The organism is Flavobacterium sp. 140616W15 (assembly GCF_003668995.1).
Taxonomy (GTDB): Bacteria; Bacteroidota; Bacteroidia; order Flavobacteriales; family Flavobacteriaceae; genus Flavobacterium.
The window spans coordinates 2,596,839-2,609,178 of the sequence record NZ_CP033068.1; the positions used below are offsets into that span (position 1 = coordinate 2,596,839).

At 31.2% G+C, this 12,340-nt stretch carries 10 protein-coding genes and 1 tRNA gene; 7 read left to right on the forward strand and 4 right to left on the reverse strand.

The window, feature by feature from the left end; translation table 11 throughout:
• The first annotated feature begins 4 nt into the window (after window positions 1-4).
• The 4 genes from EAG11_RS11065 to EAG11_RS11080 all read left to right on the forward strand — a co-directional run bounded on the left by EAG11_RS11065 (window position 5) and on the right by EAG11_RS11080 (window position 4,861).
• Entirely contained in the window at window positions 5-442 is a 438-nt protein-coding gene (locus EAG11_RS11065; RefSeq protein WP_129539231.1) for a hypothetical protein, read from the forward strand.
• A 195-nt stretch (window positions 443-637) separates the two neighbouring features.
• Entirely contained in the window at window positions 638-2,413 is a 1,776-nt protein-coding gene (locus tag EAG11_RS11070) for a long-chain fatty acid--CoA ligase (protein ID WP_129539232.1), read from the forward strand.
• Window positions 2,414-2,587: 174 nt separating this feature from the next.
• Window positions 2,588-3,637 carry a proline iminopeptidase-family hydrolase gene (locus EAG11_RS11075; RefSeq protein ID WP_129539233.1) on the forward strand — a complete coding sequence of 350 codons (1,050 nt, stop codon included), beginning with the start codon at window positions 2,588-2,590 and terminating at the stop codon, window positions 3,635-3,637.
• A gap of 99 nt (window positions 3,638-3,736) precedes the next feature.
• Window positions 3,737-4,861 carry an acyltransferase gene (locus EAG11_RS11080; RefSeq protein WP_129539234.1) on the forward strand — a complete coding sequence of 375 codons (1,125 nt, stop codon included), beginning with the start codon at window positions 3,737-3,739 and terminating at the stop codon, window positions 4,859-4,861.
• Between the two features lie 45 nt (window positions 4,862-4,906).
• Here the strand turns inward: EAG11_RS11080 and EAG11_RS11085 are convergent, their stop codons facing one another.
• Both EAG11_RS11085 and EAG11_RS21725 read right to left on the reverse strand, forming a co-directional pair.
• A complete protein-coding gene (locus EAG11_RS11085; protein WP_129539235.1) occupies window positions 4,907-7,147 on the reverse strand; it encodes a hypothetical protein in 2,241 nt (746 codons plus the stop codon).
• Between the two features lie 86 nt (window positions 7,148-7,233).
• A tRNA-OTHER gene (locus EAG11_RS21725) sits at window positions 7,234-7,351 on the reverse strand.
• 268 nt (window positions 7,352-7,619) lie between these two features.
• On the opposite strand from EAG11_RS21725, the gene EAG11_RS11090 reads away from it, so the two are divergent.
• From EAG11_RS11090 to EAG11_RS11100, 3 genes are all read left to right on the forward strand, one after another.
• Window positions 7,620-9,002 (forward strand): hypothetical protein, encoded by a 1,383-nt coding sequence (locus tag EAG11_RS11090; protein WP_129539236.1) that lies wholly within the window; start codon window positions 7,620-7,622, stop codon window positions 9,000-9,002.
• A gap of 18 nt (window positions 9,003-9,020) precedes the next feature.
• Complete coding sequence (locus tag EAG11_RS11095; protein WP_129539237.1) at window positions 9,021-9,413, forward strand: hypothetical protein; 393 nt, start codon at window positions 9,021-9,023, stop codon at window positions 9,411-9,413.
• Window positions 9,414-9,668: 255 nt separating this feature from the next.
• Window positions 9,669-10,139, forward strand: coding sequence for a hypothetical protein (locus EAG11_RS11100; protein ID WP_129539238.1), 471 nt, complete (start codon window positions 9,669-9,671; stop codon window positions 10,137-10,139).
• A 211-nt stretch (window positions 10,140-10,350) separates the two neighbouring features.
• On the opposite strand, the gene EAG11_RS11105 is transcribed toward EAG11_RS11100, so the two are convergent.
• Window positions 10,351-10,896 (reverse strand): 3'-5' exonuclease, encoded by a 546-nt coding sequence (locus tag EAG11_RS11105; RefSeq protein WP_129539239.1) that lies wholly within the window; start codon window positions 10,894-10,896, stop codon window positions 10,351-10,353.
• A 49-nt stretch (window positions 10,897-10,945) separates the two neighbouring features.
• Window positions 10,946-12,043: a slipin family protein gene (locus tag EAG11_RS11110; RefSeq protein WP_129539240.1), complete on the reverse strand. Its 1,098-nt coding sequence runs from the start codon at window positions 12,041-12,043 to the stop codon at window positions 10,946-10,948.
• Window positions 12,044-12,340: the final 297 nt, after the last annotated feature.

Below are 12,340 nucleotides of genomic sequence, written 5' to 3' on the forward strand. Positions count from 1 at the left end.
CTTAATGAACATCAAGAACCTACTTTTTGTTACTTTTTTTCTTTGCTTAACAACTGTTTATTCTCAAATTAAAACTGAAAAAATTAATGCTAAAAACCAAGAACGTTTCATCACCACAACTATTGCTTATCCTGTAACTGGAATCTATCATTATGATGGAAAAAAAGAACCAATTACGCAACTAAATGCAAATGGAACTGGTATTTTTCAATATGAAGATCTAACTAAAAAAAACATCACTTGGGGATTCGAATGTTCAGAAGTTGGCATTCCTATATTTAAAGAAGGATTTGATAGTGCATCTTATTCACTTTGGTACAAAACCAATGACAAAGAAGACAACGAATGGGTTTACGCACAATTCTCTATTCATTTCAATAAAAAGAAAATGTATATTTCTGGAGAAAGAGTAAAAGAATATGTTGAAGAGGTAAAGAAATAACTAAATTTCGACTTACAAACAAAAACAACATTATTGTATTGCATATTAGCTATATAAATATTAAAAATATACCGCACAAAGAAATCGATTTCGTAATTTAAAATAAATAAAATTAAAGTTTTCATATTTAATTTATTAAAAAGAAAAATTAACGATAAATTTTATTAATTTGCGGTAAAATTCAATCTAAACGCCATGGTTACAATTACGAGACTTTTTGATTTTCCTTATTATCAGAAAGAAAAATATAATAAAAAAGATGCTTTAGTAACCAAACGTAATGGTGTTTGGGAGAAAACCTCAACTGAAGAGTATATCGCAAAAGCCAATGCCATTTCTCGAGCATTGTTGCGTATGGGAATTCAAAAAGATGATAAAATTGCCTTAATCACTTCTACAAACAGAACGGAATGGCATATCATGGATATTGGAATTTTACAAACTGGAGCACAAACCGTTCCTGTTTATCCTACTATATCTGAGGAAGATTACGAATATGTTTTAAACCATAGTGGCAGTAGCTATTGTTTTGTTTCTGATAAAGAAGTATTAGACAAAGTATTGGCCATTAAACAAAATGTACCAACTCTAAAAGATGTTTTTACTTTTGATGAAATTGCTGGTGCAAAAAACTGGACTATTGTATTAGACCAAGGTGCAGACGAAAGCAATCAAAATGAGGTTGAAGCAAGAAAAGACAGTATTGTTACTGACGATTTAGCTACAATTATTTACACATCAGGAACAACTGGACGTCCTAAAGGTGTTATGCTTTCACACAAAAACATAGTTTCGAATGTTTTAGACAGTGCACCAAGAATCCCATTTGAACCAGGTCACAGTGTAGCATTAAGCTTCCTTCCTATTTGTCATATTTTTGAAAGAATGATATTATACATTTATCAATATTATGGTATTTCGGTATATTTTGGTGAATCTATTGATAAGTTAAGTGATAACTTAAAAGAAGTGAGACCAAATGTAATTACAGCTGTTCCTAGACTTCTTGAAAAAGTATATGATAAAATTTATGCAAAAGGTGCTGATTTAACTGGAATCAAAAAGAAATTATTTTTCTGGGCTATTAATTTAGGTCTAAGATATGAACCATATGGTGCAAATGGTTTCTGGTATGAATTTCAATTAAAAATAGCGCGTAAATTAATTTTCAGTAAGTGGAAAGAAGGTTTAGGTGGTAATATCGATTTAATGGTTTCTGGAAGTGCCGCATTGCAAACAAGATTAACTCGTGTTTTTGCAGCAGCAGGAATACCAGTTATGGAAGGATACGGACTATCTGAAACTTCGCCAGTAATTTCTGTAAATGACACAAGAAACAGAGGTTTTAAAATTGGAACTGTTGGAAAACCAATTCAGAATGTAGAGGTGAAAATTGCTGAAGACGGAGAAATTCTTTGTAAAGGACCTAACGTGATGTTGGGCTATTATAAAGATCCTGAAAAAACTGCAGAAGCTTTACAAAATGGTTATTTCCATACAGGAGATATCGGAGAAATCGACAGCGAAGGTTTCCTTAAAATTACTGATCGTAAGAAAGAAATGTTCAAAACTTCGGGAGGGAAATATATTGCTCCTCAAATGATTGAGAACATGATGAAACAATCTCGTTTTATCGAACAAATAATGGTTATTGGTGAAGGCGAAAAAATGCCAGCTGCCTTTATCCAGCCTAACTTTGAATTTGTAAAAGAATGGGCTAAAATTCATAAAATAGTTTTAGGAAACTCTAACGATGATATCATTACAAACGTTCAAGTAATCAAGCGTATCAATGAAGAAGTTGAATCTGTAAATGAAAAATTTGGACATTGGGAAAAAATCAAACGTTTTGAACTTACTCCAGATGTTTGGTCTATTGATGGTGGTCAATTAACACCAACTTTAAAACTAAAACGTAAAATAATCAAAGAAATTTACGCGCCACTTTATAAGAAAATCTACGGCGAATAAATACAATCGCTCATTATCACATAATAGATTTAAAAGTTCATTCTTTAGTTAACACATAAGAAACTGTAAATCTGATATTAAATAAAAATTCCACCAATTAATTTCTATTAATTCGTGGAATTTTTTGCAATAAAAAGATTAGATTCGTTCCGAACAATCATAAAAATAAAAATCATGAGAATAAAATTCATCATTTGTTTCTTAAGCATTATATTATTTTCTAGTTGTAAAGAAGAAACTAAAATCGATCCCGTTAAAGCAACTTATTTAGATTTTTCTAAACGCGATGACCAACTTACTGGTGGGATAAAGATGATTCCGATTACTACACCAAAAGGAAAATTTAAAGTATGGACAAAAACTGTTGGTAACAATCCTACTATAAAAGTTTTATTACTGCATGGTGGCCCTGGACTTACTCATGAATTATATGAATGCTTTGACGGTTATTTCCCTAACGAAAGTATCGAATACATCTATTATGATCAATTAGGTTCTTATTATAGTGATCAGCCTACTGATAGTAGCTTGTGGACAAATGAGCGCTTTGTTGAAGAAGTTGAACAAGTACGTATTGCATTAGGGCTAGACAATTCTAACTTTTATATTTTAGGTCAATCCTGGGGCGGAATCCTTGCTATGGAATATGCTCTGAAATATCAGAAAAACTTAAAAGGCCTTATCATTTCCAATATGATGGCTAGTGTTCCTGAATATAATAAATATGCCAAAGATGTTCTCGCTCCACAAATGGATCCAAAAATCTTAAAAGAACTACAGGATATTGAAGCTAAGAATGATTTTGAAAATCCAAAATACAGCGAACTCCTTTTTAAAAATTATTACACACAGCATATTCTAAGAATGCCTCTTGAAGAATGGCCAGAATCTATAAACAGGTGTTTTAAACACATCAACCCGAGTGTATATGTTTATATGCAAGGCCCTAGCGAATTTGGGATAACTGGAAATGCTACTTTAAAAAACTGGGACATCAAATCAAGATTAAAAACAATTACAATTCCCACTTTGGCAATTGGCTCTAAATACGATACCATGGATCCGGAACATATGAAATGGATCGCAAACGAAGTACAAAACGGTCGCTTTTTATTTTGTCCAGACGGAAGTCATCTTTCTCAATATGATGATCCTAAACATTATTTCCCTGGCGTAATAAAATTCTTAAAAGATGTAGACAACGGAAGCTTTAAAAAAGGATAAATTTTTATCACAAAAAATTGAAACCACGAATTTATATTCGTGGTTTTTTATTATATTTTTACGAAAAAAAATAATTATTTCTAATCCATCTACTATTTAATGAAAGAAGTGACAGATTTAAAAAGTTCTAAACCACATTATGAAATACTTGACGGTTTAAGAGGTGTAGCAGCTATTTTGGTTGTTATATTTCATGTTTTTGAAGTCCATTCTCATGGCGATTTTACAAAACTAATTATTAACCATGCCTATTTAGCTGTTGATTTTTTCTTTTTGCTATCTGGTTTTGTACTTGCGTATGCTTATGATGATCGTTGGGGTACAATGTCATTAAAAGATTTCTTCAAGCGTCGTATCGTTCGTTTACAGCCAATGATTATAGCAGGAATGCTAATCGGGGCAATATTATTCTATTTTCAGGATTCAGCTGGTATGGGTTGGGGAGGCATACATGATGTTCCTTTATGGAAAATGCTATTAGTTATGTTAATTGGCTTTACCGTAATTCCTGTAGGCAGAGGATTAGATATAAGAGGATGGAGTGAAATGCACCCATTAAATGGCCCTGCTTGGTCTTTATTCTTCGAGTATATTGCTAATATTGCGTATGCACTTGTTTTAAGAAAAACATCTAAAATAGTTTTATCTATTCTAACAATACTAGCTGCTGGAATAACCATTCATTATGCTTTAACGAATCCTGCTGGTAATATTATCGGAGGATGGACAATTGATGATCCTACACAATTAAGAATAGGTTTTACCCGCTTAACATTTCCGTTTTTAGCAGGATTATTATTAGCCCGAATCGGGAAACTACGCTATACTAAAAATGCATTTTTATCTGCGAGTTTATTATTAATTGTATTTTTATCTGTACCGCATTTAGGAGGAGATAATAATATTTGGAATCGTCTATTTGAATGTTTTTGCATAATCATATTGTTTCCTTTTGTTATATGGCTAGGTGCTGGAGGAAAAGTACAAGGAAAGAAAGCAGCTGGAGTTTGTAAGTTTCTGGGAGATATATCTTATCCTGTTTATATAACTCATTACCCTATTGCCTATGTATATATGGCTTGGGTAACCAATAATAAACTATCATTAGCACAATCATGGCCTTATTTTTTACTAACTGTTATCGTTTCTATAGCAGTAGCCTATCTTACGATGAAATGCTATGATATACCGATTAGAAACTGGCTACGAAAGAAAGTCTTATAATTAAATCGAAAAACCACGAATAGTACATTCGTGGTTTTCTTTTTTTTAATCTATTAATAATTGAGTAACTGCAGCCGAATTGATTGCCCAATTTGCATCGTACACCTCATCGGCAGTTGTTGTTTCTACAATTTCCAATCCTTGTGCTTCGGCTTTAAGAGTCAAAAGACTACCTATGTTTAATTTACTGCTTAGCTTAGACAATAACGCTTTTACACCTTTATAATCTAATCCTTGTACAACTTGGCCTCCAAAAGTCATCTCTAACCAAATAATTTCTTTTTTGGCTACATCCAGCACTCCAAAAACTAGCCCTTTTGCAACATTTTGTGTTACTCGTACCTGATGATCTACACAAGATGGATCATAAGCAACTCCTGTTTTCTCAGATATTTTCATCGGATGTTTGCTATTCATCCAACCTACTATTAAATTTGGAGTTATACTTCCGTTACTATACGCATTACATGTAAAGGTTACAAACTTGGCATTTGCTTTTGCTAATTCGGCAATATTAATGTTTATATATTCAGCTGTTCCAATTTTATTCGGAATATATCTGATATCTCCACTATGCTTACAACCTGTGGTTTCTAATCGGCTAAAAGAACAAATATCGGCACTATTTTCATAAGCAATATGACAGCTTAAATCCATATCCAGATGTTGTGCAGGTAAATCATTACCCCATTGCATAAATAATCGTACTTCATTACCTTCAATCGGGAAACGTGTTCCCATTAAAGCAACTGGTAAATCCTGAACAGTTTCGCTTCTATCTCCTATTGAAACTGGCATATTAAACAATTGTGGATCTATATAAATTGTCTTATTATCATTTGGCATAGCCGCAAATCTTTTCTTCATCGCCAAGACACACATATCTTCAATTTGCTTTTTCATTGCATTCAATTGCTCATCAGTATATAATGATAATAATCGATTTGGTTCAATTCTTTTATTAGTACCTCCCAATGGTTTCACACTTCTTTGAATCGTTTTATCAAAATAATTTTGAGCATACATATTCAAAGTAAAAATCAAACGCGCTGGTACTTTATCTATAATTTCATTAAAATGTGCAATTGTTTCATCTGCTCCAAACCAAAGCATATTCGAAAATAACGAACGAGCGAATAATCCTGGGCGTTGTTTTAGCAAAGCAAAAGTTTTATCTGCATCTAATTTCAAACGAAAGTGATTCAGATTGCCTTGCCAAACTTCGTAAGTCTGGTTATAGAAAGTATCTAATAAAACGGCTAATTTTTCAAAGCCTTTTCTTTTACTATATTCTGGTAAACGTAACGCTCGTATAAAACGAACCCACATTCCTCTTTTTGGATGCATGATTTCGCAAGCAGCATCGGCGCTCATTTCAAGATTATTCAACCAATTGGCAACCATCAAACATTCTTTTCTAGAATATTTAAGTTTTAAGCTCTCTTTAGCTGTCAACTTAGACTTAGCACTATTATCCAAGAAATGAGCCAAATGCTGATTGTTTTTTTCAACTCTTTGAATGATTGTTTTTGGATCTATAATTTGCAATAAATTGGTTTTCTTATACCATAAATACCTCAAAATATCTGTTGGCGTTTTAAAATATTGTGTTGCTTTTTCGGCTTGATCTTGTTCGATTAAAGCGTCGATAACAAGCATCAACGTTTCTTTCATTCCAATAGCAACATCTGGCAGTGGCAAATGCGCAATTAAAGTTTTTAAACTTTCTACCTGAGTAGCATCCAAAGCTGTTTTTGATGTTAATAACGAAACAAAGAAATCATTCAACTCTTTTTCCGACCATAACTCTAAAACTTTTAGTTTGCTTCCTTGTCCAAAATTTTCAATTTCTCCAAACTCAAATGGAGTTCCACAAAAAGGACAGCCATTATATCTTTCTAAAGGAAAAGTACCATTAGGAATAATATGTCCACATTGCAAAGTAATTCCGTTACTAGATTTAAAAAGATTAGCAAACAAAGTCACCATATGATCTAAAATAGATTCTCCAGTAGGAACATTCCATTCTTTTACTAATGGTGTCCAATTTTTGTTAGTTCCTAAAACATCTTTTAAAACCTCCAAAACTTCAACTTTATAATTTGGATTTACATTGTTTAAAGCATGTAATAACGATTCAGAAAAAGTGAATCCCAGTTTTGAAACGTTGGCAGCTAAAGCCAATGTTGTTCTAGATATTTTTTCAACATCATTTGCAATTAATTCTGTTGGAATAAAAATTGCATTCTGACGTAAACTTATTTTTAAAAATTCTTTTGTTTTCATTTTTAATGATTTTAATAATTAGATAATTGTGTTTCTGGTTCTACCTAAAAGATTTTTGAAGTAAGAAACACTTGACCTTAATTTTGTGGAGCAGGTGGGATTCGAACCCACGACCTGGGCATTAAAAGTGCTAGAAGTAAGTTAAGATTGACCTTTAGTGATAATTTCAAAACTAACCTGCTCTAACCGCTGAGCTACTGCCCCATTATTTATAAATGTATTAATCGGTAATTGTCAAAGTATATCTTAAAGGTTATTGAAGTAACTTTAACTTGACCTGATCAATTCATTTATTGTATTTAAAAGAACGTGTTTTTAATTTCTTAAGCAAATATTCAAATTAAAGTACGCAATTATTTTGCGTAGATTAAATTTATTTTCAATTAAGTAAAAAAAATCTTATATTGTGATTTAAAAATTATAAACATGGATAAAAATACTTACAAATTAATAAATTATATCTTATCTTTTCTTGTTTTTTTTTATTTTTGTTTGCTCCTGTAGCACTGAAGAAACTACATCAAATCAAACCTTAGATGTTCAAACTTGGTTTGAAAAGTACGAAGCTGAAAGCCCAAATTTTGATTTATTTCAAGATTTAGAATACAATTGGAGTCAAGCCAAAATAACAACCTCAGAAGATGGGACTGAAACCATTATTGTTCCTATCGTTGAACGCAAAAGAAATTCATCAGAAATTTGGAAACAAAATTTGTATCTTTATAAGATAAGTGAAAATAATTATGAAGCAATAATCTTTGAGATATTTCCCGATAAAAAATCAAAAAAAAGTAGTCAATCAATAGATGATGGTGATTTTAATGGATACATTAGTTCTTGGGATTTGAAAAATGGTTTTATAAAAGCGGCTCAATTTGAGAACAATAAAGTTGTTCAAGAAGGGATAATAGCAATGTTATCATCTGCCAGTAACAATGAACAAAGCAAAATGGTAGCTGACCCTTGTTATTATTGTCCTGATGAAGAAGAACCAACTGGTGGTAGCGGTGGTTCTCCAATACCGCTTAGAGAGGTTATAATTACATCTCCATCAGCACCACCATCGTTCCCTCCTATGACTTTTATCCCGCGTGGCCTCTCATCTGGTGGTGTGGTTAATCCACCTGAATATACAAATCCTCCTCGAGGCGGTGGTGGTGGTGGTGGTTCAAGTTCTCCTTCAGTAGAACAAATAATAAATAACCTAACAGGCAAAGCAAAATGTTTGAACACTTTATTAGATGAAAGGGGAAGTTCTTTTGTAAAAAAACTACTAGCAAACTTCCAAGGACCAACATCTGAGTTTGATATTGAAATCATTTCTAAAGACAAAGTAATTAATCCTGATAAGAATGGTATTCTTAGAGAAATAAATGGAAGAACAATCCATAGAGTGGGAAATAAGGTAATAACAATTGAAATAAGTACATCAAAAACAAATGAAAATTCTTCTTTGGAAGCAGCAAGAACAATTTTACATGAATATATACATGCCGATCTTTTTAGAAAACTTAATACAAAATCTGACGAAATTGGTGACTCAGGAGAAGATTTTAAAAAAACATATGATAAATATAAAAATGATCACGGGAACATTGCTACACTATATTTACAAAGTATGAAGACTGCATTAAAAGAATTTCATAAAGATGTCCTTACAAGTGATTATAATGGTTATAAAAAATATTTTGGAGAAGAACCAAGTGATTTATTTTACGAAGCAATGGCATGGCACGGACTACAAGAAAGTGGTGTTGATGCATGGACATCTTTATCAGAAGAAAGAAAAAAGGAAATTGCTAATTTAGATAAAAGAAGTAACTTATTAACAAAAACAGTTACTTGCTCAAACTAACATTATAAAATTTTAATTATGAAAACAACAATTATAATTACACTCTCAATATTTTGTTTTATTTCTTCAAGAGCACAACAAATAAAAAAAGACTCTATTTTTTTCGAATATGACAGTAATTATATACGGAACTTTATTGAAGCACCTACGGATTACTATTTAAAAGATAGTAGCGGTGGCAGTAAAGGTGCTTTTTTCTTTAAAGAAGTAAACGTTACTAATGATTTTAAAAACAAAAATACATTATGTTTAAAAAAGTTTATTAGAGCATCTAACTTTTATGACAAAAAAGAAAAACTACAGGATTATAAACTTACAGGGTATTTTGATCAATACGTCATTTTTCTAGTACGCAAAAAAGGTAAAAACACAGAATATATTCAGGTTGAACCATTTTTTTCGATTGAATAATAAAGGAACAACATTTCACTTAGGATTGGTGTTTCCATATTGATAAAAAAAATTAAATAGATTCAGAAAAGATCATAAATCTTGATATTGTGAAAATTAAAAAAACGAGCGATTACATGGGTAGGCTTAGGAGTCTTAGATAAAGAAAGAGGACTTACTACAATAGCTTGGGATAATTTAACTCCTAGTCAAAAAATAGATATAAATATTTTAATTAGGAATAATTTTTATAATGGTCCTAAAAATTGTAATTAAATGAAAAAAAAAATTAGCATACTCATGATTTTAGTGTTTGGTATAATAACAGCACAAACAAATAAAACTTGTTTTGATAAGTTTTATAGTGGTGATGAAAATTATAATAAACCAATTAAACATGTCTTTTTTGATGAGTCAAAGGGAGACAAAAAAATAAAAGATGGTACTAAAATATATTTTCACATGCAGGGAGAGTCTTTTATTTTTGATTCTAAAATAAATACTCTAAGTATTGAAAATTTCAAAAAATATCATTTAGAAGATCCTAAGAATCTAGTAGATAATGAATATTTATATTTCAAAAAAAAAATAAGTGAGTTTCAAAAAGGAACAAAAACAAAGATTCCTTTATCTAATGCAATGCCAATATCAAGAAATCACAAATACTTTAAAGTATATGTAATAGAAAAAACGAAGGGAAATATTTTTCTTAAATATGAAGTAGATTGGATATATTCAACATTTTAATTTAAGTATAGTAAAAGACGATGAATCGCATTCAATAGTTATGCTTATAAGTGTTATATCAACCTATTACACAATTAGAAACATAAAACAATAAAATTATTTTTATATAAGTATGTCTATCAGTATAATTGCTTTTGTCTACTATTTTTTTGTAAAACCACGAATAGTAAATTCGTGGTTTTTCTTATTTAATGCATGACATAACATACTTTTAATTATGCAAAGACCAATGCAAAATTTTAGCGATATTCTTTGCATCATCAACACCTCGGTGATGTGTTCCTTCTAACGGAATATTTAATAAATGCAAAGCACCATTCATTCCCGTTGGCTTTTGTAAACCGAATTTCTCTGCAAAATGAACTTTCACATTAATGTGCTCCTCTCCCATTGGATATGGAACACCAAACAACCTACATTGTTTTTTAAGCATATTAAGGTCGTACTGACCGTAACTTGCCCAAGTATATAAATCGGGTTGATACTCATCTGTCAATTTTTCGATCGCTTCTTCCAAACTTACTCCATTTTTATCCAGTAAATCCTGAGTAATGGTCGTTAATTCTGTACAAAACGGACTCACACTGGAGCGTTGTGGTTTTATTAAAATACCCTGATTTTTAGTAATGATTCCTGTTTGGGAGTCCAAGACGGCTAATCCAATTTCAATAATTTCATTTTGCTGCCCTTTCGGGACTTCACCTTGCCAACATGTGGCTTCTAAATCTATGATAATAATTTTATCTGTAGTTTTCATTTTTTCTTTTTTTTAATATTTTAAATTTCTCTTTCATTTAAAAGAGCCTTTATTTAACGAAAATTTCCTTCAATTGACCAATGACGTTTCCACCACCTGAAATTGTAATCTCACCGATCTTATCTGCGATTTTTTCTACATATTCCATTTCTTTCAACTTCCACAACATTTCGTTTTCTTCCATCAACTTTGCTGTGTTTAACAAACTTCTTGTTGAAGCAGTTTCCTCTCTTCGCATAATGCTATTGGCTTGTGCTTTTTTCTCAGCAACCAAAACCTGATTCATGATTTCTTTCATATCACCTGGCAAGATTACATCTCGAATACCTGCATCAGAAATTACCAATCCTAACTCATTTATTTTAGTTGTTACTTCATCTAAAATGTTTTCTGCAATCGTATCTTTTTTAGCTAACAATTCATCCAAAGTTAAACCTCCTACGAATGCCCTCAAAGCTAATTGCATGGCAACATACAATTGTTTTTCAAAATCTTTATTATCAACCAAAGCTTTCATGACATCCACCACTTGGTATCGCACAAAGAAATTAATTCTCAATCCTGCTTTATCTTTAGTCAATAACTCCTGACCAGAAATCTCAACATGCTGCTGTCTGGCATCAACTGTTTTTACTTCGATTGTAATCGCATTATTCCAAAAATAATGAGTTCCAGCTCTTAATTCGGTTGTAAAGGCTCCGTTAACAAATAACAATGCTTTATCATTACTGGCAACAATGAATTTTCTTATGTACAACCTCAATTTTGCATTCTCCAATAAATTCATTGGAATATTTTCGGTGATATAAATTTTAGATAAATCTATTTTAGTAAATTCATTTTTCACGATTCCTTTCCAGAAAGCATATCTACCTGCGGTTAAAACTTCTTTAAAGTTACCATTTACAAATTGCATTACAATTTCGTTATCGGCTACCTCAACTATTTCAAGCATAGAAGCCAATACGTCATTTTGTAATATTATATTCAATTCATATGGAGCCTGAAATGGCAATCCCATATCATAAATCATAACATTTTTGTTTCCAAAAACCCAGTGCAAACCTTCTTCTAATACTCTAACCAATTTTCTGTTCTCGAATACCAACCCTACTTGATATGCATTAATTTTAATTCTATTTATCATCACTATTTTTGTTTTTAGTTTTCTTTGTTTCAAGTTCAAACAAAGATTTTCTATTTTATTTACTATTTATTTCAAAAGCCAAATGCTTGACTTCAATTTTTTAACGGTTTGTTTTGCCACAGATTTCAAGGATTAAAATGATTTTCTCTAATCTCTATAAATCGTCTTTCTTCTATACTCTATTCTCTTTCCTCTATTCTCTATCCTCTATTCTCTATCCTAATCTTTAAATAAAAAAACTTCATTGCCTCTCTCCTCAGAGAAAAACGGACCAATAGTTTGTTATTTGTTTACTCC